The 25,831-nt window shown below is 38.9% G+C and carries 24 protein-coding genes; 18 read left to right on the top strand and 6 right to left on the bottom strand.

The window, feature by feature from the left end; all coding sequences use genetic code 11:
• Window positions 1–140: 140 nt before the first annotated feature.
• Both RM529_RS01295 and RM529_RS01290 read right to left on the bottom strand, forming a co-directional pair.
• Entirely contained in the window at window positions 141–2,432 is a 2,292-nt protein-coding gene (locus RM529_RS01295) for a TonB-dependent receptor domain-containing protein (protein WP_311482935.1), read from the bottom strand.
• 12 nt (window positions 2,433–2,444) lie between these two features.
• Window positions 2,445–3,731, bottom strand: coding sequence for a PQQ-dependent sugar dehydrogenase (locus RM529_RS01290; RefSeq protein WP_432264520.1), 1,287 nt, complete (start codon window positions 3,729–3,731; stop codon window positions 2,445–2,447).
• A 235-nt stretch (window positions 3,732–3,966) separates the two neighbouring features.
• Here RM529_RS01290 and RM529_RS01285 point away from each other — a divergent pair, with 235 nt between their 5' ends.
• Complete coding sequence (locus tag RM529_RS01285; protein WP_311482934.1) at window positions 3,967–5,718, top strand: M14 family metallopeptidase; 1,752 nt, start codon at window positions 3,967–3,969, stop codon at window positions 5,716–5,718.
• Here RM529_RS01285 and RM529_RS01280 read toward each other — a convergent pair.
• Complete coding sequence (locus RM529_RS01280; protein ID WP_311482933.1) at window positions 5,686–6,309, bottom strand: NUDIX hydrolase; 624 nt, start codon at window positions 6,307–6,309, stop codon at window positions 5,686–5,688. The two genes, RM529_RS01285 and RM529_RS01280, sit on opposite strands and share 33 nt — an antisense overlap.
• A gap of 7 nt (window positions 6,310–6,316) precedes the next feature.
• Between RM529_RS01280 and pyrE the strand changes: the two genes are divergently transcribed.
• Window positions 6,317–6,958, top strand: coding sequence for an orotate phosphoribosyltransferase (gene pyrE / locus RM529_RS01275; RefSeq protein WP_311482932.1), 642 nt, complete (start codon window positions 6,317–6,319; stop codon window positions 6,956–6,958).
• A gap of 2 nt (window positions 6,959–6,960) precedes the next feature.
• A complete protein-coding gene (locus RM529_RS01270; protein WP_311482931.1) occupies window positions 6,961–7,353 on the top strand; it encodes an SRPBCC family protein in 393 nt (130 codons plus the stop codon).
• A 112-nt stretch (window positions 7,354–7,465) separates the two neighbouring features.
• On the opposite strand, the gene RM529_RS01265 is transcribed toward RM529_RS01270, so the two are convergent.
• Entirely contained in the window at window positions 7,466–8,197 is a 732-nt protein-coding gene (locus RM529_RS01265; protein WP_311482930.1) for a biotin--[acetyl-CoA-carboxylase] ligase, read from the bottom strand.
• A 95-nt stretch (window positions 8,198–8,292) separates the two neighbouring features.
• On the opposite strand from RM529_RS01265, the gene rsfS reads away from it, so the two are divergent.
• From rsfS to RM529_RS01235, 6 genes are all read left to right on the top strand, one after another.
• Window positions 8,293–8,664, top strand: coding sequence for a ribosome silencing factor (gene rsfS, locus RM529_RS01260; protein WP_311482929.1), 372 nt, complete (start codon window positions 8,293–8,295; stop codon window positions 8,662–8,664).
• Window positions 8,665–8,687: 23 nt separating this feature from the next.
• The gene (gene ftsH, locus RM529_RS01255; RefSeq protein ID WP_311482928.1) at window positions 8,688–10,733 is read left to right on the top strand and encodes an ATP-dependent zinc metalloprotease FtsH; all 2,046 of its coding nucleotides are present in this window, start codon (window positions 8,688–8,690) and stop codon (window positions 10,731–10,733) included.
• 99 nt (window positions 10,734–10,832) lie between these two features.
• A complete protein-coding gene (locus RM529_RS01250; RefSeq protein WP_311482927.1) occupies window positions 10,833–11,444 on the top strand; it encodes an LUD domain-containing protein in 612 nt (203 codons plus the stop codon).
• 3 nt (window positions 11,445–11,447) lie between these two features.
• Window positions 11,448–12,251, top strand: a complete 804-nt coding sequence (locus tag RM529_RS01245; protein ID WP_311482926.1) for a phosphatidate cytidylyltransferase — start codon at window positions 11,448–11,450, stop codon at window positions 12,249–12,251.
• Entirely contained in the window at window positions 12,241–12,897 is a 657-nt protein-coding gene (locus tag RM529_RS01240; protein WP_311482925.1) for a phosphatidylserine decarboxylase family protein, read from the top strand. The genes RM529_RS01245 and RM529_RS01240 overlap by 11 nt, the downstream gene beginning before the upstream one ends.
• A gap of 8 nt (window positions 12,898–12,905) precedes the next feature.
• Window positions 12,906–13,181, top strand: coding sequence for an acyl-CoA-binding protein (locus RM529_RS01235; RefSeq protein ID WP_311482924.1), 276 nt, complete (start codon window positions 12,906–12,908; stop codon window positions 13,179–13,181).
• A gap of 30 nt (window positions 13,182–13,211) precedes the next feature.
• Here the strand turns inward: RM529_RS01235 and RM529_RS01230 are convergent, their stop codons facing one another.
• Window positions 13,212–15,842: a valine--tRNA ligase gene (locus RM529_RS01230; RefSeq protein ID WP_311482923.1), complete on the bottom strand. Its 2,631-nt coding sequence runs from the start codon at window positions 15,840–15,842 to the stop codon at window positions 13,212–13,214.
• 132 nt (window positions 15,843–15,974) lie between these two features.
• Between RM529_RS01230 and RM529_RS01225 the strand changes: the two genes are divergently transcribed.
• The 3 genes from RM529_RS01225 (at window position 15,975) to murB (ending at window position 18,763) form a co-directional block, all read left to right on the top strand.
• Window positions 15,975–16,364 carry a DUF1573 domain-containing protein gene (locus tag RM529_RS01225; RefSeq protein WP_311482922.1) on the top strand — a complete coding sequence of 130 codons (390 nt, stop codon included), beginning with the start codon at window positions 15,975–15,977 and terminating at the stop codon, window positions 16,362–16,364.
• 193 nt (window positions 16,365–16,557) lie between these two features.
• Window positions 16,558–17,748: a pyridoxal phosphate-dependent aminotransferase gene (locus tag RM529_RS01220; protein WP_311482921.1), complete on the top strand. Its 1,191-nt coding sequence runs from the start codon at window positions 16,558–16,560 to the stop codon at window positions 17,746–17,748.
• Between the two features lies 1 nt (window position 17,749).
• A complete protein-coding gene (gene murB, locus RM529_RS01215) occupies window positions 17,750–18,763 on the top strand; it encodes a UDP-N-acetylmuramate dehydrogenase (protein ID WP_311482920.1) in 1,014 nt (337 codons plus the stop codon).
• Window positions 18,764–18,836: 73 nt separating this feature from the next.
• On the opposite strand, the gene RM529_RS01210 is transcribed toward murB, so the two are convergent.
• The gene (locus RM529_RS01210; RefSeq protein ID WP_311482919.1) at window positions 18,837–19,436 is read right to left on the bottom strand and encodes a fasciclin domain-containing protein; all 600 of its coding nucleotides are present in this window, start codon (window positions 19,434–19,436) and stop codon (window positions 18,837–18,839) included.
• A 172-nt stretch (window positions 19,437–19,608) separates the two neighbouring features.
• On the opposite strand from RM529_RS01210, the gene RM529_RS01205 reads away from it, so the two are divergent.
• The 6 genes from RM529_RS01205 (at window position 19,609) to RM529_RS01180 (ending at window position 25,734) form a co-directional block, all read left to right on the top strand.
• The gene (locus RM529_RS01205) at window positions 19,609–19,815 is read left to right on the top strand and encodes a membrane or secreted protein (protein ID WP_311482918.1); all 207 of its coding nucleotides are present in this window, start codon (window positions 19,609–19,611) and stop codon (window positions 19,813–19,815) included.
• Between the two features lie 5 nt (window positions 19,816–19,820).
• Window positions 19,821–20,921, top strand: a complete 1,101-nt coding sequence (locus tag RM529_RS01200) for a glycosyltransferase (RefSeq protein WP_311482917.1) — start codon at window positions 19,821–19,823, stop codon at window positions 20,919–20,921.
• The gene (locus RM529_RS01195; RefSeq protein ID WP_311482916.1) at window positions 20,912–21,484 is read left to right on the top strand and encodes an RNA polymerase sigma factor; all 573 of its coding nucleotides are present in this window, start codon (window positions 20,912–20,914) and stop codon (window positions 21,482–21,484) included. The genes RM529_RS01200 and RM529_RS01195 overlap by 10 nt, the downstream gene beginning before the upstream one ends.
• A gap of 73 nt (window positions 21,485–21,557) precedes the next feature.
• On the top strand, window positions 21,558–22,436 hold the full coding sequence (gene lipA / locus RM529_RS01190; protein WP_311482915.1) for a lipoyl synthase: 879 nt from the start codon (window positions 21,558–21,560) through the stop codon (window positions 22,434–22,436).
• An 18-nt stretch (window positions 22,437–22,454) separates the two neighbouring features.
• Window positions 22,455–23,462 (top strand): type I glyceraldehyde-3-phosphate dehydrogenase, encoded by a 1,008-nt coding sequence (gene gap, locus RM529_RS01185; protein WP_311482914.1) that lies wholly within the window; start codon window positions 22,455–22,457, stop codon window positions 23,460–23,462.
• 40 nt (window positions 23,463–23,502) lie between these two features.
• A complete protein-coding gene (locus tag RM529_RS01180; protein ID WP_311482913.1) occupies window positions 23,503–25,734 on the top strand; it encodes an ATP-binding protein in 2,232 nt (743 codons plus the stop codon).
• Window positions 25,735–25,831: the final 97 nt, after the last annotated feature.

The raw sequence follows: 25,831 nt of genomic DNA, 5'->3' as shown, positions 1-25,831 counted from the left end.
AATTATAAATTTTGAAATCTGAATTATTTCTTCTTTCCTTTCTTTTCCTCTTTAACTTCTGAACTCTTTCCCTCCTTATCTTTGCTTAAAAAGTCATGTCTAAAAAATGCCAATTATCGGCCTACTTTTCCAGTGAAAAACTAAAAATTATAACTCACTCCTACCCCACCAAAATAATTGCGTGGATTTCCCGGATAATAATACCTTGGCGCGGCACCTCCAAACCCAACTGCATTTGTCACCACACTGGCCGCATAATGCTCATCAAAAGCGTTGTTTATTCCGGCGTTGAAATTTATGTCAAAGTAATCTGAAACACTAAGGCTATAGACCGCTTTTAAATTTACCAACTGATAGTTCTCTGTATATTCTGAATTAGAATCATTCAGCGGAATTTCTCCCACCGCTCTGTAATTACTGTAGAAGGTTAGCCCCCAATCTGTAGAAAGATCGAAACCGAGATTGATTGTAGACTTTGGAACGCCCGGCAATTCATTTCCGGAAAAATCTTCTTCTTCATTTATAAATTCATCAAATTCAAAAAAGTTAAAAGCAGCATTTACATAAGGTTTTCCAGTTATTCCTGCTCCCAGCTTAAAATTATATTGGGCTAAAAATTCAATCCCGTTATGATCGGTTTTTCCTGCATTTACGCCTACATATTGATCCTGACCAATACGCTGCGCGACAAGCAGGTTTTCAATTTGTATAGAATAAAGCGCAACTTCTGTGTATAGCCTGTTATTTATCCAGTTTCCTTTAAACCCGATTTCGTAGTTTGTTCCCGTTTCCGGCTCTAAATCTGTATTAATCTGCCCTTCAGGAGTTAATGTTTCTGCTACTGTAGGCGTAGAAAACCCGTGGCTTATGGAAGCATATAAATTTTTACCCGGAGCAACTTCATAAGTCGTTCCTACACGCGGAGAAAAAATAGTCTTAAACCGGTAATCTCCTGTTTGATCTACCTCATCTTCAGCGTATAAATCGGTTAACGTATAACCAGTGGTGTTCACATTAAAACCAGCTTCTGCATTCCATTTTTCAGTTAATTCAATGCTCAACTGTCCGAAGAAATTGGCATAATTCCTTACCTGCTCGTTATTGCTTAACCGTAATCCCCGAACACTTCCCTCGCCTGGAAAATCTTCATAAAGATTTTCAAAAGTTCCAATCTCGTACCATTCATTATAATATTCTGCACCAAAACTTATCTGGGAAGCCATATCTCCAACATTAGTTTCCAAATTGAATTTTGTACGTGCACCGGCCGAAAGTCGTTCCTCCTTTAAAATATCAAACGGCCGTGGCTCATATCCATTTCTGAAATTCATATAAATACTGGTGGTATTGCTGAAGTTTTCAGAGAACTGATGATTATAGGCCAGGCCTAAAAGTCCGCGGTCGTAAGATTCATATCCTTCTGAAGCACCCCAGGTAAAAGCTGCTGTTTTAGGATCATTTAGAAAATCGTCTTCGTTTAAGGAACTTGGAATAAAAGCCTTCAGTTTGGTGAAATTTGCCAAAAATGAGAGGCTGTTATTTTCAGCAGTTAAAAGCTTTGCATTTACAAGAGCAGACTTACGATCATATTCTCCGTTTTCCCGGTAACCATCACTTTTTAAGTGTGAGTAATTCGCAAAAAGGCTGGTATTTTCTGAATTATGAGAAGCTGAAACGCTCTTTTTAGAGGTATTGAAGCTGGAAAGCTGATATTTGACATTTCCAGCGCTTCCCCTGGAATCTGGGGTAGCAGAGTAAAGGTTAATTGAACCTCCCAAACCTGCTCCATAAATACTGGAGGTAGGCCCTTTAATAATTTCTACTCTTTCCAGGGATTCCTGGTCAATATCATCCAGCGTTAATTCCCCTTCTGCCGTAGTCATCGGGATTCCGTCAAAATACGCCTGAATTCGGTTAGTGCTGTATTGAGAGCGGGCTCCGATTCCACGAATATTGATCTTATTTGTATTTAAAGCACCCTGATTCACGTACATTCCCGGGACATAATTGAAATTGTCCATTAATGCCGTGGCATCTGTGCGCTGCAGATCATTTTCTGTAAGTAAACCTACTGACGCCGGAACTTTCTGAAGCTGATTTGGAATAATGGTACTCCTGATCATTACTTCTGAAAGATCGTCCCGAAAAGGTTCGAGATAGATTACCAAATCTTCAGTGTAGGAACTCACGGTTATATTTCTATTCTGAAATCCTAAATAACTTATTTCCAGGTTTACCGGAAGTTCTTCAGCTTCCAGTGAAAATTCTCCGTTTTCATCTGAAAACGTCACCGCTCCTGAAGACAGATTTTCTATTCTCGCATCTGTAATTGCTTCAGCATTTTCAGAATTCAAAATTTTCCCTTCTAGATTCTGACTAAAGACTTTTACGCAGCAGATAAGAAACAGGGCTGCCAATATTTTTTTTTCCAATGTCGATTTATTTTATTCCGCCGAAATTTTCCAGATTACATTCCCGTCATCATCATTAACCAGCAAAGAACCATCGGGCAAAGTAGTCACACCCACAGGCCTTCCATAAACTTTACTGGAGTCTTCGTTTGCAAAAAAGCCGGTTAGAAAATCTTCCGGTTCCTGGGGTTTTCCATTTTCAAAAGGTACAAATAAGACTTTGTAACCCGCAAGGTTAGCCCGGTTCCATGATCCATGCTGCCCAACAAAGGCTCCGTTTTTATACTTTTCAGGAAACTGATCTGCTTTATAAAAACTAAGCCCCAAAGAAGAAGTGTGAGACCCGAGTGGCACATCTGGTACGATCGCTTTTTCCACAAGCTCCAGGTGTGGGTCCTGCGCCCAACGTGGATCTTTTATATCACCAAAGTATGAAAAAGGCCAGCCATACCAGCCTCCCTCTTTAACGCTCGTTAGATAATCTGGAACAAGATCGTTTCCAATTTTATCGCGCTCATTTACCGAGGTCCATAGTTCCCCCGTAACAGGGTTCCAATCCATTCCAACCGGATTTCTGATTCCTGCAGCGTAAACTTCTTCACCAGAACCATCAGGGTTTATTTCGAGTATATTTGCCCGTCGCTCTTCCTTTTCAATTCCATGTTCGCCCACATTACTGGAAGAACCTACGGTAATATAAATTTTACTGCCATCTTCATTCGCTATAATATTACGCGTCCAGTGGTGATTATAGCCTCCCGCTGGCAGTTCCAATATAGTTTCTCCTTCTGTCTCAATAGATGTTTGTCCTTCTTTATAAGGAAACCTTTTTAGAGCATCTACGTTTGCCACGTAGAAATAGCCATCTAAAATCAACATCCCATAAGGTTGATTAAGATCTTCCATAAAAACGTACCGCTCATCTGGCATTCCATCTCCATTAGTATCTCTAAGCATCGTTATGCGATCTGCGCTTTTTTTAGCATCATCAGATTCTGCAACAAAAACGTCTTCATTTGGAGCTACATAGCTTCTTCGTGGATGTTGAAGATCTTCTGCATATAAGCTTACCACAAAACCATCAGGAGCTTTGGGTTTATTACTTCCAGACCAGCCTACAACCTCACTTTCATTGGTAACAGATTCTGAAGAAAAAGGTGCAGGAAGCTCCAGGCTACCAACAGCAGTTTGCACCACATCTGGTTCCCTTTTAGACAGTTCTTCCTTTCTTTCTTCACTCACTTCTGTATACTGTGCAAGTGCAGACATGCTCGTGCCAAGAGCTATACTAACACATAAAATGGCTGATTTTATTTTCATTTTATACTATTTTTTTTCAAAAATACCCCGAAATTTGTGCAGAGAAAAGTTTTAGATCCTGATTAGGTTTCCTTTAACAGGTTGAAAATTTTACGGCACAAATCCTCTTGTTTTGGCAGCTATAGTAGTTTTAACTATGTTTACCAATCCTTATTGAAAAGCTTTTAGAAGTGCCGAAGCAGACATCATGAGAGGCCAATGTAAGACAAGATGTCGACTTATTAAATTCGCTCAAATGAAAAAAGCAATTGTAGCTTTACTAATATTATCTGTCCTTGTTTCCTGTGATTTATCTAAATACCGCCTTGTGGTAGATTACGATTTTGAAACAAAATTTGAAAAATCTGAAGGGAAAGAGACCGCAACTTATCCTGAAGTTATAGATTTTTATTCCCAGCTCAATGACGCCTATACTACCGTTAGTTTTACTGAATTTGGATCTACAGATAGTGGTGAACCTTTACATTTGGCAATTTTCAGCCCAACGGGAGATTTTGACCTGGAAAAATTAAGGCGGGAGCAAACTGTTATATTAATAAACAATGGTATTCATCCCGGGGAAAGCGACGGTATAGATGCTACCATGATGCTGTTCAGGGACCTGGCAGGTGATTCTATTGGTGTGCCAGAAAACACAATTATCGCCACTATTCCTATCTACAATGTTGGTGGGGCGCTTAATCGGAATTCCACGACAAGGACAAATCAAAACGACCCCGCAGAATATGGTTTTAGAGGAAACGCCCGTAACTACGACCTGAACAGGGATTTTATAAAAGCAGACACAAAAAACACACGAAGTTTCTATGAAATTTTTCATCTGCTAAAACCTGATGTTTTTATTGATAACCACGTAAGCAATGGCGCAGATTATCAATATACTCTCACCCACTTGTTCACTCAGCACAACAAACTGGGAGGAGAACTTGGTGAATACCTTAATACCACCATGATGCCCGCGCTGGAAGATTCTCTAAAACTGAAAGAATGGGATATCACGCCTTACGTAAATGTTTTTGATGAAGTTCCCGAAACCGGATTCAGTCAGTTTATGGACCACCCGCGGTATTCTACCGGCTACACTACACTCTGGAACACTCTGGGAATGATGGTAGAAACCCACATGCTAAAACCATATAACCAAAGAGTTGCGGGAACTTACGAACTCATGCGTTCTATGATAAATATTACAGATGCCGAAAGTGCAACCATAAAAGAACTCAGAGAGGCAGAAACGAAGAAATATTTGACAGAAAGATGGTACCCCACAAACTTTCAACCAGATATGGAGAATCCCAGCACAAGGGAATTTAAAGGTTATGAAGGGGAAAGAGTTGACAGTGAAGTTACCGGGGAAGATCGCTTAAAATATAACCGGGACCAGCCGTTTACAAAAGAAATAGAATATTTTGACAACTTTACAGCACAAGACAAGATAGAAATTCCCAGAGCATATATAATTCCGCAAGGATGGTGGGAAGTTTTACAACTTTTAAAATTAAATCAGATTAAAATGGAGCCTCTGGCCCGGGACACCACTATTTATATTGAAAAATATAAAATAGAAGACTTTGAAACTGTAGCATCACCCTACGAAGGTCATTACCTGCACAAAAACACTCAGGTGAGCAAAACTATGGACTCCATCCGATTTAGAGAAGGTGACCTTTATGTGACTACTTTTCAGGACGGGGCGAGATACCTGTTAGAAACCCTGGAACCTGCTATGGTGGATTCATTTTTTAACTGGAACTTTTTCGATTCGGTTTTGCAGCAAAAGGAACATTTCTCTCCGTATGTTTTTGAAGATATAGCTCAAAAGTTACTGGAAGAAAACCCGGAGTTGAATGCTGAATTTGAAGAAAAAAGAGATTCAGATTCAGAATTCAGAAACGATTCTTATGCACAACTGGAATGGATACATAGAAGATCAAATCACTACGAGGAAGCACATTTACGCTACCCTATCTTCAGGGTGCCCAGGTAAATATTTTTCTGAAAAAAGAAGTTTTATATTGGCATAAGATTTTGTGAGTGCTTTCTGGCTTTTTTCAAGATTCTTCCATTTGGCTTTTTCTATCCCCTCGTTCTGTTCCGGTTTTAATTCGCCATTGTAAGACGTACGCATCTCATACCAATGCGTTACTTTTAGCCTGTATTTTCCTTTTCTTTTAAACACATGATAAGTTTTCTGAAGGAATTTAGTAATTTCCAGATCCTGAACACCTGTTTCTTCTTCTACCTCGCGAATAGCAGAATCTTCGATGTTCTCCCCTTTTTCGGTCTTTCCTTTTGGAAGGTCCCATCTTTTGTTACGGTATATAAAGAGAATTTCATCTTTGTCATTCAGGACCATGCCACCTGCTGCTGTAACCACCCGCAACTTCTTCAGTAAAAATTTCAGTAATTTTTCTTCATTTTCGTGATAAAGATTTACATAAAGCAATTTTCCTTTATCAATCTTCTTTAAAATTTTCTTCAGTCTGGCTGTCCTAATAGGGTAAGAAGTATATGCCTCGCCAATTTCTTTTTTTGTGGAAAGAATAATTGGGATATCATTTACAAAAACTTTATACATTTGTATTATGATTTTAAATAAAGAAACAGCAAAACATACTGCTGAACTACTACTGCAAATTAAAGCAATTAAATTAAACCCGCAAGAGCCATTTACGTGGGCAAGCGGGTGGAAGTCTCCTATATACTGCGATAATCGCGTTGTTCTCTCTTATCCTCCTATCAGGAATTTTATACGTGAGCATTTTGCAAAACAGATAGAGGAACTCTATGGAAAACCAGACGTAATTGCAGCGGTAGCTACAGGGGCAATTGGTATTGGCATGCTCGTGGCAGAATATTTAAGCCTGCCTTTTGCTTACGTAAGACCTGAAGCTAAGGGTCACGGCAGAAAAAATCAGATTGAAGGAAATATCCTGGAAGGCCAGAATGTAGTTGTTATTGAAGATCTTATTAGCACTGGTAAAAGTAGCTTAAACGCCGTAAAAGCAATTAGAGAAGCAAACGCCAATGTAAAAGGTATGCTGGCCATTTTTACTTACGGGTTTGACATTGCTACGGAAAATTTTAAAGAAGCCGGCGTGGAACTCCATACTTTAAGTGATTACGATCACCTGATTGAGACTGCACAAAAAACAAGATATATTAATGGTTCTGAAGCTGAAACTTTGAAAGAATGGCGTCATGACCCAGCTAACTGGAAAAAGTAATTATGAATTTAGAAAGTCCACAAGTAACCACAGATAAGAGCCAGCAGGAAATGTTTGAATTTTTGACCAATGTTGAAAATTATGAGCAGTTAATGCCAGAAAGCAAGGAAAAATTCAGGGTAATTGACCAGGAATCCTTTTTATTCGCTTTAAAAGGCATGCCTGAGATAAAATTGAAGATCCAGGAAACCGAAGAACCAAAATTGGTGGTTTTAGGCTCTACTTCAGATAAACTTAATTTCTCTCTCAACATTCATATTGATAAATTAAACGAAACTCAGAGCGAAACACAGCTTTTTTTCCATGGTAAATTCAATGCAATGATGAGCATGATGGTAAAGAGTCCGTTACAGAAGTTTATCAACAGCCTTGCTGAGAATATTTCAAAATTATAGATCACTAGTATTCCGAATTTCAGGAGGCCATCGAAAAATGGCAATTATCGACCTGCAGAGTCCGGAAGCTCTAATTCATCAGAATAATTGCCATTAAAATAGAATATTTCCTTCAGAAGAGAAGTTTTACCTCCTTTAGATCGAAAGTTTTAAAAACGGAATCTTCTGTTTCTATAGTTAACCTTCCTGCATGGGTCACGCCTCTTATAATTCCGGTCAAGTGGCTTCCATCTGGTAGCTCAAAAGTGGAAACCATATCTTTTTTGAACATTTTGGAAGTATATTCTTCGAGTAAAGAGCTTTTTGCGGAAACAGACAGCAACTCAAGCCGCTTTTCTATGGAATCTAATAAAATATCCAGCAGACTGTCAAGATCAAAGTTTCTGCCTGACATTTGTTGCATGGATCCCGCCCGGGGGAGGTTCAAAAATTCCATTTGATTAACATTGAGCCCTACGCCCACTATAGATGCCGATATTTTATCATTTTTGAGGATATTCTCAATTAGAATTCCGCAGAGTTTATAGCTTGCTGACATAATGTCGTTAGGCCATTTTACCCTTATTTTAGGAATTTGATGCTGCTCCAAAACATCTGCAATGGCAAGGGCCACAGCCGCACTCAAAAGAAACTGATCTACAACCGCCAGTTGCTCATGGGGATATAATATGCTAAAAGTGAGATTTTCTCCGGGATTTGAAACCCAGCCGGCGCCTCGCTGCCCTTTCCCTTTGTTTTGGGCATAAGCCACCACACAAACCGGGTCGAAATTAGAATTGCCGCGGTAGAGATCACGGGCAAACTCATTCGTGGAATTGATGGCATTAACTTTGATTATACGCATGTAGAAATTAAAGACGCAAAGGCATTAAAATGTTATAAAATAACAGGCTTTTAAAAGTCTAAAAAGTAATAACTTTGCGTAAAGAAATAAATTTAATGGCAAAAAAAGAAACGAACAGCGATCAACTTATTGCTCAAGTTATAAAGGGAATTGAAGAAGTAAAGGGAAATAATATTGACATCCTGGACCTAAGGGAGATCGAGAATACAGTTTGTGATTACTTTATCATCTGCAATGGTACTTCAAACACGCAGGTAAACGCCATAGTAAATTCCGTACAAAAATCAGTTAGTAAAGCTTTAAAGGATAAGCCCTGGCATATTGAAGGTAGCGAAAATGCCGAATGGGTCCTTATGGACTACGTAAATGTTGTGGTTCATGTTTTTCAACGACATATAAGAGAGTTTTACGACATTGAGAGTCTCTGGGGTGACGCAAAGATTACCAGTATTGAGACTAATTATTAAAATTTAACCTGAAGCAAGTAAGAATGGCGAAAGAGCAACCCAAAAAGAAATTAGATCCTAAAAAGCCTAAATTTAGTGCATATTGGATCTATGCGGCTATAATCATCATATTTTTAGGAATCCAGTTCTTCTCTGGCGGAGGCTTTAACGAGCCTGCTGAAATTACACCTACGCAGTTTGAAGAATACCTTAAAGATGGGGATATTCAAAAGGTCGTTATTGTTAACAACCAAAAAGCAAATGTCTTCCTTACCGAGGAAGCACAGCAAGAAGAACAACATCAATCTAAAACCAACGAAGAAATGTTTGCTGCGGGAGAAACCCCTGCTTACAGTTTTAATCTTGGTAGCCTTGAAAAGTTTCAGAATGATGTTGAGGAAATTGAGGAAGAATACAATGTTGCGGCAAACGTGACCTTTGAAAGAGAAAGTAACGTTTTAGCTGAAGTTTTCTTTACACTTTTACCTTTTATCCTCATTATTGGAATTTGGATTTTTATAATGCGGAAGATGAGCTCTGGCGCTGGTGGCGGTGCCGGTGGACAAATTTTTAATATCGGAAAATCCAAGGCTAAGCTTTTTGACCAGAATACCGATGTAAAAACTTCCTTTAAAGATGTTGCAGGACTGGAAGGAGCAAAGGAGGAAGTACAGGAAATTGTAGATTTCCTGAAACAACCAGAAAAGTACACTGCCTTAGGAGGTAAAATTCCGAAAGGAGCTCTTTTAGTAGGGCCTCCCGGGACGGGTAAGACCTTACTTGCAAAAGCCGTGGCTGGAGAAGCAAAAGTTCCGTTTTTCTCATTATCGGGATCGGACTTTGTGGAGATGTTTGTTGGAGTTGGAGCTTCAAGAGTTCGGGATTTGTTTAAGCAGGCAAAAGAAAAATCCCCATCTATAATATTTATTGATGAAATTGATGCCATTGGTAGGGCGCGTGGAAAAAGCAACTTTTCAGGTTCCAACGACGAACGTGAAAATACGCTTAACCAGCTATTGACAGAAATGGACGGATTTGGCACTAACACCAACGTGATTGTAGTTGCTGCAACCAACCGTGCAGATGTATTGGATAAAGCACTTATGCGTGCTGGACGTTTTGACAGGCAGATCTATGTGGACCTTCCGGATTTAAATGAAAGAAAAGAAATTTTTGAAGTTCATTTGAAGCCTTTAAAAAAGGTTGCAGATGAACTTGATACAGAATTCCTGGCAAAGCAAACCCCCGGGTTCTCGGGAGCAGATATTGCTAATGTTTGTAACGAGGCAGCCCTTATTGCAGCAAGAAAAGGAAATAAAGCGGTAGGTAAACAGGATTTTCTTGATGCTGTAGACAGGATTGTTGGCGGACTTGAGAAAAAGAACAAAATTATAACTCCTGGAGAGAAAAGAGCTATCGCCTTTCATGAAGCAGGACACGCAACCGTTAGTTGGATGCTGGAACATGCGGCCCCTCTTGTTAAGGTAACAATTGTTCCCCGTGGACAGTCTCTTGGTGCAGCGTGGTATTTACCTGAAGAACGACTTATTGTAAGGCCGGAACAGATGTATGATGAGATGTGCGCAGCTTTGGGAGGTCGTGCGGCAGAAAAAGTTATTTTTGATAAAATTTCTACCGGTGCACTTAGTGATCTCGAAAAAGTGACCAAACAGGCACGGGCAATGGTGACCATTTATGGTCTTAATGATGCTATAGGGAACTTAACTTATTACGATTCTTCAGGACAGAGTGAATATAACTTTACAAAGCCTTATAGCGAACGTACTTCAGAATTAATAGACAAGGAAATTTCCAGTCTTATTGAGGCCCAGTACAACAGGGCAATAGAACTTCTCACAAAGAACAAAGACAAGTTGACCCAGCTGGCCGAAATCCTCCTGGATAAGGAAGTGATCTTTAAAGATGACCTTGAAAAAATCTTTGGCGCACGACCTTTTGCAAAGGACAGGGAAGAACTTGAAAAAACCGTTACACAGGTAACACCGGAAGAGGAAGTATCCCAGGCTGACCCTGACGCAAATAATTTTGGGGAAGACAATCTTACCGAAAGAGGTTCCGTAAAAAAATAGTTTTCCGGACATCTGTAAAAAATCTTAATTTGACCTAAGGTTAAATTAAGATTTTTTACCTTTGGGATAAATGACGTTGAGAACCACACCAAATACTCTATGAGTCTATTTAGCAGATTCCTGAACCCTAAATCTAAATCAGACAAAAATCAGGATAATCCTGAGAAAGCTGATAGGGGAAAGTATATGCCTGAGGTAAAACTACCTACAGACGAAAGGTTCATGCTTAATTTCAGAAACAATGGAGGAAAATTCCTCTATTGTGAAAGCAACGAAGAAGTTTTGGAAGCTTTTGACAATATCCTGCTGGAAAATGACTGGTACGAAAAGGAATGTTTCTGCTTTGACCAGGCGCTTCGTGATAAATTCAATAACTTCAACCTGGAGTTTAACAGATCTTCCCAGGCAGCTTTTTTTCTTTCAACCTGTGAATATCTTGTTGCTAACGATGGCTCGATCCTTATCTCGTCAAACCAGATAAAGGAGAGTAAATTGCATGACTTACCTGCAAATTTTGTTGTTCTTGCCTCCACCAGTCAGCTTATTGATACTATAGGCGAAGGATTGCGCGGTATCAAATTCAGAAATAAACAGCACATTCCCTCCAACATCACTACTATTAAAAACTTTGAAACGCAGAAAGAAGGTGACTTTATGAGCTATGGAAGTAGCACTAAAAATCTGTATTTGCTTCTTCTTGAAGATCTTTAATATATGAGGGAAGCCATAATCAGAACTATTTCGGGATTATTGTATATATCCATTTTGGTAGCCTCTATCCTTTCTTCTGAATTTATCTTCATTACCCTATTCTATTTACTCGGGCTCGTGTGCTTAATTGAAATGCAGAAATTACTGCACCTCAAAAGTTATGCGCTATACGCTGTCCAGGCATTGCTGTTCTACCTTTTTAGTTACCTCAAATTTGACCAGGACGCCACGATCCTGCTACTTTTTATTACCATCTTTGTAAACCTTTTCCTTGTGAAAGACTTAATGGTGGTCAATAAAATTCCGGTGTTTGAAAAGAAGAAATATATCATTATTATTTTCTATCTCATCTCGTCGGTAATTTTCCTAACCCTTATTCCAACTATTGCCGGGGTCTTTATTCCCAAGCTGGTTGTAGGGATTTTTGTATTGATCTGGACCAACGACACTTTTGCCTTTATTGTAGGTAAGAATTTTGGTCGCAGAAAACTTTTTGAACGCATTTCGCCCAAAAAAACAATTGAAGGTTTCCTGGGCGGATTGATTTTTAGCTGCGCAGCAAGTTATTTTATTCATTATTATACCGAATTTTTAACTTTCCCCGTTTGGTTGGGATTAGCCGTAATATTGAGTATTTTTGGTACACTGGGAGATTTGATCCAGTCCAAGTTTAAAAGACAGGCGGGAGTAAAAGACAGTGGAAAACTTATGCCTGGCCATGGCGGCTTATTCGACAGGCTTGACAGTATTATTTTCGCCAGTCCCTTTGTTTATGCTTATTTATACCTATTAGATTATGTTTCATAAAGAAGGTTACAAGATAATGATCGTTACTGCAATTCTTTTAATTGCAATAAATGTTCTAAGTTACAGTTTAATAAACACGTACTGGATTAAATTCGCAATCCTAATCGTAACAATATTACTTTTCCTGCTCGTCCTCCAGTTTTTCAGAAATCCGAAGAGAGCGACGGCAATTAACAAGGAAACTGTTGTGTCACCGGTAGACGGAAAAGTTGTAGTTATTGAAGAAGTTCATGAAAAAGAATATTTTAAAGATAAAAGGCTACAGGTGTCGATTTTCATGTCTCCAATAAATGTACATGTTACCCGCCATCCCGTAGGAGGAAAAGTAAAATTCAGCAAATATCATCCCGGCAAATTTCTCGTTGCCTGGCATCCTAAATCCAGTGAAGAGAACGAAAGGACTACGGTAGTGGTAGAAAATGAAGTAACAGGAGAAATTCTTTACAGGCAAATTGCCGGAGCCATGGCAAAGCGAATAGTGAATTATGCTAAGGAAGGAGATGAAGTTGTACAGGGAAGCGACAGCGGTTTTATTAAATTTGGTTCGCGTGTAGATGTTTTTATGCCTTTAGGTACACCATTAAATGTAGAACTTAACCAAAAGGTTAAAGGTGGCGTTACTGTGATAGGAAAAATTCAGGATTAATTGGATGAATGATGCCAGAGGAAAATTATAAAAAGTTTTTAAAGGCCTATAAAATGGCAAGTACTACGGAGCAAAAGTTTCCACCGGACGTATTACTTCACTTCTATGCTTATTACAAGCGTGCTACTTCAAAGAATGGTTTTTATCTCCCTCCAACAAGCGATGGAGATTTACGTTCTGCATTTAAAGTAAATGCTTTAGTCCAGGTAAAAAACCTGACAAAGCAGGAGGCGCAGGAAAAATATATCGATCTTGTAGAAGAATATATTGGCAGCATAGATTAAGCCATACTGCCATTTATTTCTAGTAAGCTCCTATTGCAGGCTTTTTAGACTAGCCTTTAAAGCCTCTACTTTAGATTCGGCATCTGCTTTTTTTGCTTTCTCTATAGCAACCACTTTTTCCGGTGCATTATTCACAAACCGCTCGTTAGAAAGTTTTTTATCTACAGATTTCAGAAAACCTTCAGTATAGGTAAGTTCCTCTTCCAGTTTCTTTATTTCAGCATCAATATCTATAGCTCCCGTTACAGGCACAAAATAATCGTTCGATTTTACACGAAAGGATAATGCGCCTTCAACCTGCCGGTCTACATATTCCAGTTTAGAAAGATTTCCCATTTTAGAAATTACAGGGTCAAAGAAAATTGAAGTTTCTTCGTTATTTAAAACTTTAAACTCAATCTCATTTTTAAAAGATATATTCTTCTCTTTTCTTACTTTTCTAATCCCCGTAATAACCTCAGCGGCCACACTAAACTCTGAAATGATCTTCTCATCAAAAGATTTTATTTCCGGCCACTTTGCTATAATTAAAGCTTCCTGCGGAGTCCTTCCTGTTATTTCCTGCCAGATTTCTTCGGAAGAAAACGGAGTAAACGGATGCAATATCTTCAGGTTATCTTCAAGAATGGCAATAACTTCTTTAAAAGTAATGGCATCCATAGGTTCTCCAAAAGCAGGTTTTACCATTTCAAGGAACCAGGAACAGTAATCGTCCCAGATAAGTTTGTAAGTGGCCATTAAAGCATCGCTAATCCTGTATTTATCGAAGTGATCTTCAATTTCGTGCAGTGCTTTTTGAAATTTTGCCCTATACCAATTAATGGCAATTTTCGAGGTATCGTCCTGTTCTTTTTCTTCGGAAACTTCCCAGCCTTTTACAAGACGGAAGGCATTCCATATTTTGTTTGTGAACGCACTACCCTGCTTGCAAAGGTCTTCATCAAACATAAGATCGTTCCCGGCAGGAGAACTTAATAACATCCCTACCCTAACACCATCGGCACCATATTGTTCGATTAAACCGAGTGGATCTGGCGAATTTCCGAGGGATTTTGACATCTTCCGGCGCTGTTTATCGCGAACTATTCCTGTTAAATAGACGTTTTTAAAAGGTCGTTCTCCGCGATACTCATATCCAGCCATAATCATGCGCGCTACCCAGAAAAAGAGGATTTCAGGAGCAGTTACAAGGTCGTTTGTAGGGTAATAGTATTGAATTTCTTCGTTTTCCGGCTCCAGAATACCATTAAAGACACTCATTGGCCACAGCCAGGAAGAAAACCAGGTGTCCAAAGCATCCTGATCCTGAATCATGTCCGATAATTGCCATTTTTGGCTACCTGTCTTTTCTTTCACTTTTTCGAGTGCAGCTTCAGGATTTTCAGCAACAACAAAATCTTCTTTCCCATCACCATAGTAATAAGCAGGAATCTGCTGCCCCCACCATAATTGCCGGGATACATTCCAATCCCGTACGTTTTCCATCCAGTGTTTGTAGGTGTTCAGGAATTTATCCGGTACAAGGTTAATATCGTCACCAACCACCGCTTTTATTGCAGGTTCGGCAAGATCTTTCATCTTTAAAAACCATTGATCGCTCAATTTTGGCTCTATAACCGCTCCGGTACGTTCGCTGGTGCCTACTTTATTGATATGTTCTTCGGTTTTAACCAGGATTCCCAGTTCTTTTAATTCCGCAGTAATTTCTTTTCTTACCACAAACCGGTCTTTACCTTCATAATGCAATCCGTAGGAATTAAGGGTCGCATCATCGTTTAAAATGTCGATAACTTCAAGATCATGCTTATCACCCAACATTTTGTCATTCTCGTCATGCGCCGGAGTAACCTTTAAACATCCCGTACCAAATTCCAGGTCTACATATTCATCTTCAATTATTGGAATCACGCGATTATTAATAGGAACAATAGCTTTCTTACCTTTAAGATGAAAAAATCGTTCATCATTGGGGTTTATACATATTGCCGTATCTCCTAAAATAGTTTCGGGCCTTGTGGTGGCAATGGTTAAAGTATCATCACTACCTTCAATTTTGTACTTCAAATAATAAAGATGCCCTTGTTTTTCCTGGTGAATAACTTCCTCATCAGACAAGGTGGTCTTTGCTTCAGGATCCCAGTTGACCATTCGGTAACCCCTGTAAATCAACCCCTTTTCATATAAATCAATAAAAACCTTAATGACTGAAGCAGACATCTTTTCATCCATCGTAAACTTCGTTCTTTCCCAGTCACAGGAGGCTCCCAGCTTTTTTAATTGCTCCAGAATTATCCCCCCGTGCTTATGCGTCCACTCCCAGGCATGTTCCAGAAATTCTTCGCGGCTCAGGTCGTTTTTATTAATTCCTTCAGCTTTAAGTTTAGCTACAACTTTAGCTTCAGTTGCAATAGAAGCATGATCTGTCCCGGGAACCCAGCAGGCATTAAAGCCCTTTAAACGGGCCCGTCTTACCAAAACATCCTGAATTGTATTATTCAGCATGTGGCCCATGTGCAAAATACCGGTGACGTTTGGCGGAGGAATTACAATGGTGTAAGGCTCCCTTTCATCTACTTCTGAATGGAAATAGCCGTTTTCCATCCAGTATTTGTACCACTTGTCTTCAACTTGTTTTGCGTTATAATGGGAAGCAATAGCCATAATTTGGTCTAATTTTTGAAATAATGGCAAAAGTAATTATAACTGAAGGATTTTAAAAGAAGTTGAATTGATTAAAATTTTGCCTGTTTTTTTAATTCAGCTTATCTTTACTTTCTATCTAAATCTAAAATTATGAAAAAGCTAGTAATGATTGCCATATTGGTCTTAGCAGGCGTGGGTACTTCTCTTGCCCAGACAGCTAAGATGCAGTTTAAGTCTGAAACGATTGACTATGGCGAAATAAAGAAAGGAAGTGACGGAGTTCGGGTATTTGAGTTTACAAATACGGGAGATGCGCCACTTGTAATTAAAGACGTGGCCTCCAGCTGTGGGTGTACTATACCTACAAAACCAGAGAGCCCCATTGCACCGGGAGAAACCGGAACAATTGAAGTGAAATACGACACTAAAAGGGTTGGACCTATAAGAAAAACGGTAACTGTATATTCCAATGCCGAAGAGCCTACAAAAGCCCTTAAGATAAAAGGAAAAGTATTAGCTGAAGAAGCTACAGAAAGTTAAAATTGACTTTTTTCCAATGATCCAGACCTCCCAAATTTGGGAGGTTTTTTTGTTTATTATGAAGCCTGAAACAGAAAAAAAATTAGCCCTATACGTCCTTTTTTTTCACTGGCAATCTTCTACATATTACCCAGAAAACCTATTAATTCTACTAATATTTTTGCACTTTTGTACTCTCTAAAAATTGATAATTATGCCTAATATTTCACAGAAGGGCCAAAACATGCCCCAATCCCCTATTAGAAAGCTTGTTCCTTATGCAGAAGCCGCTATACGGGAAGGTAGGACAATTTACCAGTTAAATATTGGCCAACCAGATATTAAAACTCCGCAAGGAGCACTGGATGCTATAAAAAACAATTCTATTGAAGTTCTTTCCTATAGTCATTCGGCGGGCTTTCTAAGTTACAGGGAAAAACTGGCAGAGTACTACAAGAAACACGATATCCCGGTTAGCAGCGATGATATTATAATTACAACAGGAGGTTCTGAAGCGCTTAACTTTACCATGGGAAGTATAACAGACCCTGGGGACGAAATAATTATTCCTGAACCTTTCTATGCCAATTATAATGCATTTGCAGAAACTTCGGGTGTAAACATTGTGCCTATACAGGCTTCTTTTGAAGACAATTTTGCCTTGCCTCCAATAAGTGAATTTGAAAACCTGATCACAGATAGAACCAAGGCGATACTTCTATGCAATCCCGGGAACCCCACCGGCTACCTCTATACTAAAGATGAAATTCAGCAAATAGCAGATCTCGCTCTAAAGCATGATATTTTTGTAGTTGCCGACGAAGTTTACCGCGAATTTGCATACGACGGAGTAACACATCATTCTATTATGAGTATTGCTGGATTAGAAGAACACGCCATAATGGTAGATTCTGTTTCCAAGAGATACAGCATGTGCGGTGCCAGGATTGGTTGCCTTGTCTCTAAGAACAAAGAAGTAACCGCTGCTGCCATGAAGTTTGCACAAGCAAGACTGAGTCCGCCTACTTTTGCTCAAATAGCCAGCGAAGCAGCTTTGGACACCCCGCAGGAGTATTTTGACGATGTTAATAAGGAATACACTCTTAGAAGAAACATTCTTATAGAAGGCCTGGAAAAAATTAAAGGAGTTAAAGTTGCCAAACCAAAAGGAGCTTTCTATTGCATAGCAGAACTTCCTGTAGAAAATGCCGAAGATTTTGCAAAATGGCTTTTAGAGAATTTTCAGCATAATAACGAAACAGTAATGGTTGCACCGGCAGCAGGTTTTTACTCTACTCCAAATACAGGACTAAACCAGGTGAGAATAGCCTACGTTTTGAAAAGGGAGAACCTTGAGCGTTCAATAGCCATTCTCGAAGAAGCGTTAAAGAAATATAACAAGTAGTATGCATGTATTGCGCAACGCCTCTTTAAAGGAATATAATACGTTTGGAATTGACGTAAGGGCCAGGCGCTTTATATCTGTAAGCAGCGTAGAAGATCTTAAAGAGGTCCTGGCGCAAACCTATGCTTCCGAACTTTTCATCCTCGGGGGCGGAAGCAATATGCTTCTGACAAAAAATATTGAAAAAACCGTTCTTCATATAGATTTAAAAGGAAAAGAAATTATTTCTCAAAATGAAGATGAAGTTCTTGTAAAGGCCAGTGCCGGTGAAAACTGGCACGAATTTGTTCTCTGGACACTCGCACAGGGTTTTGGCGGTTTGGAAAATCTATCCCTTATTCCCGGCAATGTGGGAACTGCCCCTATTCAGAATATTGGAGCTTACGGAGTAGAATTAAAGGATGTTTTTGAAGAATGCGAAGCTATTAGCATCCAAACCCTTGAGCAGAAGACCTTCAGTAAAAATTTATGTGAATTCGACTACCGCAATTCAGTTTTTAAGAACAAATTAAAAGGTCAATTTATTATCACCAGTGTCACCTTTAGATTAACGAAGAAAAACCATATTCTACGCACCAGTTACGGTGCCATTAAGAATGCCCTGGATGAGAGAAATATAAAACTGGCAGGAGTAAAAGAAATTTCTGACGCTGTAATCTCTATAAGAAAGGCAAAATTACCAAACCCAAAACTTCTTGGGAATAGCGGAAGTTTTTTTAAAAATCCGGTTATTCCGGTAAAGCATTTTGAGAAGCTGCAGCAGGAATATCCCGAAATCCCTTCTTATCCCGTCTCAACCCGGGAAGTAAAAATCCCGGCAGGATGGTTAATTGAAAAAGCCGGGTTAAAAGGCTATAGAGAAGGCGACGCCGGCGTTCATAAAGATCAGGCGCTTGTGCTGGTAAACTATGGAACAGCAACGGGAACCGAAATTTTGCAATTATCGAACAAAGTTCAGGAAACGGTAGAAGACAGATTTAAAATTCGGCTCGAACCTGAGGTTAATATATTCTGAAAAAAAAACGAGAGGCTACTTTAAAAGTAGTCTCCCGGTTTTATTTATTTGCTCCTCATCGCGAAATCAGGATTTATTTTTTCATAATTACAGCATCTATCATGTGCACTACCCCGTTTGAAGCATTTATATCTGCGCGGGTAATTGTGGCTGTATTACCACTTCCATCCCTAAGTACAATATCCTCACCACTCATCATAGCCGTAATCTCTTCACCTGCCATGGTATTAAAAGTATATTCGCCATTATTGCTCTGGATTTGCTGGCTTAGTTCGTCTGAAGTAATTTCATCTTCAACAACGTGGTATTTGAGTAAATCTGAAAGTTCATCCTGATTGTCATTATTCATCAGGCTATCCATTTTTTCCTTGTCTATCTCATTAAAAGCCGCATCTGTTGGCGCAAAAACAGTAAAAGGTCCTTGTTCCTTTCTAAGAGTTTCAGACAAATCGGCTTTTTTAAGCGCATTGGTTAACGTACTTAAAGAATCGGTCTCCATAGTTTTTACCACAATGCTATTACCTTCCAGCTCCCTCTGCTCTTCAGCTAAGGCTTCCTCTCTTTCGGTTTCCACCTGCTCAGCCTGTGCCCGCTCCTGTTCCTTCTTATCATTATCTTCACAAGCAGTGAAAATTAAAGCCGAAAAGGCACCTATTAGTATAATATTTTTCATCTTCATATTTTACATTTTTAATTACAACATCGCAAGTTATTCTGTAACTATTAAATATCCAGTTAATTGCAATTAAACTTTAGTTAAAGAGTGCAAAGATTCGCATAAAAAATTCCCACATTTCCCCAGACCTTTTTTTATTCTTATTTTTGCATTAGAAAAAGACAAAGTAATGCAATTATTTATAATAAGTTTTATTTTAATAGCCCTTGCCTTTGCAGGAATTGCTATTAAAATCTGGGGAAAGAAAGATGGGAAATTTGCAGGTACTTGCGCCAGCCAGAATCCTTTTTTAAATAAAGAAGGGGAAGCCTGTAGTTATTGCGGAAAATTACCTGACGAGATTGGTGACTGTTCTAATACTGAAAAGGCCGGCTAACCTGAATGTCAACACTTTTACTGATTACTTTTCTGCTCATTGCAGCAGTCAATCTCACCTATTTTATAAGTTATTTTAGTTTTGCCTCCTCTAAATACGTGGCTCCCTCGCCTTCAGAAACGTCGGTTTCTGTCATTATTTGTTGTAAAAATGAAGCGCAGAATTTAAACTCTTTTCTTCCTTCCATCTTAGAACAGGATCATCCCAATTTTGAAGTTATTCTTATAAACGATGCTTCGCTGGATGAAACCCTAGAAGTAATGGAAAAATTTAAAGAAATTGATCCGAGGATAAAAATTGTTGATGTAAAAAATAATGAAGCTTTTTGGGCAAATAAAAAATACGCACTCACTTTAGGCATTAAAAGAGCCAAATATGCACACCTGCTTTTTACAGATGCCGATTGTGCTCCGCAAAGTAAATCCTGGGTTAGTGAGATGTGTAGAAACCTTCAGCAGGAAAAAACCATTGTTTTAGGATACGGTGGCTACGTTAAAAATAAATCTTCTTTTCTGAACAAATTGATAAGATTTGAAACACTCCTTACCGCAATTCAGTATTTCTCCTACGCAAAAATGGGTAGTCCCTATATGGGTGTAGGCAGAAATTTGGCATATACCTCAACTCTCTTTTTTGAGCAGAATGGCTTTGCAAATCATCTCCATCTAAGATCTGGGGATGACGATCTTTTTGTAAATGAAGCTGCCACAAAAACAAATACCGCAATTTGTGATTATCCGAGTGCTATAACGAGAAGTGTCCCTAAAAATTCTCTTAAAGACTGGATAAAACAGAAGAGGAGGCACGTTTCTACAGCAAAAGCTTACAAGAAAAAACATCAGTTTCTTCTAAGCCTGTTCTATTTTTCTCAGGTCTTGTTCTGGATTTTGCCTGTCGCTATACTATTTACCGAAAATTGGCAAATTTTAGCTACCATCTTTAGTACTGTACTTTTAGTAAAAGCAATACTTTATTATAAATCTGCCGCAAAGCTGGACGAAAAAGATGTGGTTTGGTTATTTCCGATTCTGGAATTGTTTTTAGTTTTTGCTCAATTAGGTATATTTATAGCTAATATTATCTCAAAACCTACTCATTGGAAATAAAACCGGAAAGGCTCCTTGTAAAAATCAGGGAAGCTAAAGGCGGCAGCCAGGCTGCATTTAATTATCTCATGGACACTTTCTGGAACGATGTTTATGGTTTTCAGTTAAAGAAAACCAGGAATGAGTATGAAGCTGAAGATATCAGTATCCAGACATTTTCCAAAGCTTTCAATAAAATTGATACTTTTGACGAAAACTACTCTTTCAGCACCTGGCTTATAGCGATTTCGAAGAATATTCATGTAGATCTTATAAGGAAAAAAAAATCTTCTATCCGGTCAAAAACCAGCACCCATGATGAAGATAAGGTATATGCCATTGCAGATGAAACTCCTTCAATAGAAGACAAACTTATAAGCGAACAGAATCTTGCGCAACTTTTAAGAGATATTAAAGAGTTAAAACCACATTATCAGCAGGTTATTAACCTGAGGTATTTTCAGGAGAAATCCTACAAAGAAATTGCGGAAAGCCTTGATGAGCCAATGAATAATGTTAAGATCAAACTCCTGAGGGCCAGGAAGCTGCTTTCAGAAATTATTGAAGATCGAAAACACGAGTAAGGAATGCAACTCTATACTGTCTAATTTATGCAGTTTCCTATAATATCGTATCTTTGAACAACAGAATTTTGCTATGAGTACAGACACTATCACACCCGTAAAACCGAAGCCACAAGCTAAGCCAAAATGGCTGAGAGTAAAACTTCCAACCGGTAAGAAATATACAGAATTACGCAGTTTAGTAGACAAGTATGATCTGCATACGATCTGTACCTCGGGAAGTTGCCCTAACATGGGTGAATGCTGGAGTGAAGGAACAGCCACTTTTATGATCCTGGGGAATGTCTGTACACGTTCCTGTGGATTTTGTGGCGTAAAAACCGGAAGACCGGATACTGTAGAATGGGACGAGCCTGAAAAAGTAGCCCGCTCTATTAAAATAATGGGAATAAAGCATGCTGTAGTTACCAGCGTAGACCGTGATGACCTTAAAGATATGGGATCCATTATCTGGGCAGAAACCGTAAAGGCCATTCGCAGGATGAATCCAGAGACTACTTTAGAAACTTTAATTCCTGATTTTCAGGGGAACGAGAGAAATATTGACCGCATTGTAGAGGTAATGCCGGAAGTGGTTTCGCACAACATGGAAACTGTAAAAAGGCTCACCCGGGAAGTTAGGATTCAGGCGAAATATGAACGCAGCTTAGAGGTCCTGAGATATCTCAAAGATCAGGGAATTAACCGGACAAAATCTGGTATTATGCTTGGTCTTGGAGAAAAGGAAGAAGAAGTGATACAATCACTTCACGACCTAAGAAGTGTTGGTGTAGACGTTGTGACCATTGGACAGTATTTACAGCCCAGTAAGAAGCACCTTCCTGTAAAGCAGTTTATCACCCCAGATCAATTTAGAAAGTACGAAGCAATAGGACTGGATCTTGGTTTTCGTCATGTTGAAAGCAGTGCATTGGTCCGTTCATCCTATAAAGCACAAAAACACATCAATTAATTAACGCTTACCAATTCTATGGCTTTACCGGCTAATATTGCCATTAACGGGTTTGGAAGAATAGGACGTAGTTTATTCCGGCTGCTAATTAATCATCCCGACTTTAACGTGGTGGCAATAAACGATATTGCCGATGCTGAGACGCTCACCCACTTGCTGAAGTATGACAGCATACACGGCAAACTTTCAGAAGAAGTTACAGGGGAGAACTCCAGGATTACCATAAAAAACAAAACTACCGCTGTTTTAAACTACAGTCATCCGCGGGAGATTCCGTGGGATAATTATCATGTAGATTACGTAATAGATTGTTCAGGAAAGTTTAAGTCTTCTAAAGATCTTGAACAACATTTAAAACCGGGTGTTAAGAAAGTTATACTTTCGGTTCCCCCGGAGGATTCAGAAATAAAAATGGTCGTTTTAGGAGTGAATGATCATATTCTTGATGGCACAGAGAAGATAATTTCTAATGCCTCCTGCACCACTAACAATGCGGCTCCTATGCTTAAGCTTATCCACGAAAATTTTGGAGTTGAGCAGGCATATATTACCACGGTACATTCTTTTACATCAGACCAAAGCCTCCACGATAAACCACACCGCGATCTTAGGCGCAGCCGGGCAGCAACTCAGTCCATTATTCCCACAACTACGGGTGCAGCAAAGGCTTTAACTAAAATCTTTCCGGAACTAAGTGATGTTATTGGTGGCTGCGGAATAAGGGTTCCGGTACCGAATGGTTCTTTAACAGATATGACACTGAATGTAAAGCAAGAAACGACGATCGAAGAGGTTAATGAGATCTTCCGACGAGCTTCTAAAACAAATTTAAAGGGAATCTTGAGTTATACTGAAGATCCTATAGTTTCAGTGGATATTCTTGGAAACAGCGCTTCCTGTGTTTTCGATTCGCAAATGACCTCTGTTATAGGTGGAAAAATGGTGAAGTTAATTGGGTGGTATGACAACGAAATAGGTTATTCCTACAGACTTTTGAATTTAATTACCTTGATTAATGATAATTAACTATATTTAACTCCGTTAAGTTGCTACTTTACAAGCCCAAATGAAGAACTTAAGCCTTATCATTTTTATTTCCTTCTTTTATTCCTACACCTTTGCTTTTCAGGATCGGGAAGTAAAAGATGAAGATGAAATAAGTGATCAAATTCAGCAGTTACTTAGTGGTGCGGAATCCTCTATTTTCAGGTACAATTTTGATGATGCGATCACAAAGCTGGATTCTTCCATAGTGCTCTCCAGGAGTATTAATCACAAACGATATACTGCCTTATCAAGTAATATTCTTGCGAATTTAAGATACATTAAGCACGAATATGAAAGTGCAAATACACATATAAAGAATGCAATTGCGATCCAAAAGGAAATTGGTGACGACATTGGGCTGGCCTATAGCTATATCCAGTACGCCAAAATCCTGGATCTTCAGAAAAAATTTTCAGAAGCTCAGGATTATCTTGATCGGGCAGAAAATATATATGACAGTGATAACAGGGAACAATTAGGCCTGGTCGCGCTCAACCGCGGAGTCCTTTCCCTCCATCGCGGGGATGATTATGAAGATGCCTTAACCCACTTCAGGAACGCAGAAATTTACCTGAGCAATAGTGAAAATGAGTATGAGAAAAGCCGCCTAAACTATTACAGGTCTTCTGCCCATCTATTCCTTGGCGATCTTGGCAAGGCTGAAGAAAGTGCCAGGAAAGCACTGGATCTTGCTTATGAGAATGGTTTTGCAGGAATGATGATTAGTGGTAACCGAAGGTTAAGCGCAATTCACGAAGTTAATAAGCAACCAGATACAGCTCTTGCTTATCTTAAGGAAAGTTATGAGATAAAAGATTCCATTTATAATATGAATGAAGCGGAACTGGCCCGGGAAGTGAACAGCAGGTACGGACAGGATGCTTTAAAAAATACTTTAAGTGCGTTAACATTACAAAATGCCGAGCAGGAAAAGTCGCTAAAGGTAAATAAGCTCACCACGATTTTAAGTGTAGCGCTCATTACGATTTTATCGCTGCTGACTTTGTCGTTATATAAAAATAATAACCTTAGAGCACGGGCTAATGATCTGCTTCAGAAAAAGAACACAGAACTTACCCTTGCAAAGGAAAATGCAGAAAAAGCGTCCCTCGCAAAAGCACAATTTTTGAGTACCATAACGCACGAGTTACGGACTCCGCTCTACGCTGTAACCGGTCTCACCCACCTGTTACTGGAAGAAAGCCCTACAGAAAATCAAAAGGAACATCTTAATTCACTTAAGTTCTCGGGAGAATACCTGCTTTCACTCATTAACAATATCCTTGATCTAAACAAGCTGGAGGCGAATAAAGTTGAAGTAATGTCCACAACTTTTAATCTAAAAAGAAGAATTTCAGATGTACTTGTTGCTTTAAAAAATTCTGCAGACGAGAAAAACACCAGTATACATCTTAGCTTTGATGATTCCATCCCTACTAAATTAAAAGGAGACCCGCTTAAGATCTCTCAAATCCTTATTAATCTAATAGGCAACTCCATCAAATTTACTGAAAACGGGGATATCTGGATAAGCGTATACAAACTAAAACAGCTGAACGAAACTGTTTATCTTTCTTTCCAAATTAAAGACAATGGTGAAGGAATCAGCAAAGAAAAACAAAAAGCAATTTTTGAAAACTTCACACAGGGCTCCACGCAGATAAACAGAAAATTTGGAGGAACAGGTCTGGGCTTATCTATTGTAAAAAATCTTTTAAGCTTGTTAAACAGTGAGATTACTCTGGAAAGCGACTTAGGAAAAGGTTCAAAATTCACCTTTGAATTAAAATTTGAAGCTCTTGAAAATCCTGCAATAACTGCTCAAACCCCAAAAGAAGAAAAGCCTGTTGCACTTTCTAATGATATTATGATTGATAAGCGTATTTTAATTGTCGAGGATAACAAGATCAACCAAATGATCACGAGAAAAATTCTCGAGAAAAATAAGGTGATTTGTGATGTTGCAGATAATGGTACCATTGCAATCGATAAAGTTCAGAACAATCATTTTGACCTAATCCTTATGGACATCCATATGCCGGGAATAAGCGGTATTGAGGCAACTATCGAAATCAGGAAATTCAATAAGGAAATACCTGTAATAGCATTAACTGCAGTTACCCTTGACGAGAACCTAGATGAATTTTACCTCAATGGTTTTAATGATATCATCCCAAAACCGTACAAAACAGAAGAATTCTTTCATAAAATCAACAGGTATCTCGCTGCCAGTGCAAAAGCTACTACCTAAAAGTTTGGCATGAGCTTTGAAAATAATAGGTTACTCGGGTTATATTAAAATAATATAGTTTGAATTAGCCAAAATAAAAATGAGGTGCGAAAGCGCC

Origin of the sequence: Autumnicola edwardsiae (assembly GCF_031846505.1) — a bacterium.
In the GTDB taxonomy this organism is placed as follows: domain Bacteria; phylum Bacteroidota; class Bacteroidia; order Flavobacteriales; family Flavobacteriaceae; genus Autumnicola; species Autumnicola edwardsiae.
The sequence above is the reverse complement of the archived record's forward strand: the minus strand, read 5'-3'. Positions and strand labels throughout refer to the sequence as shown.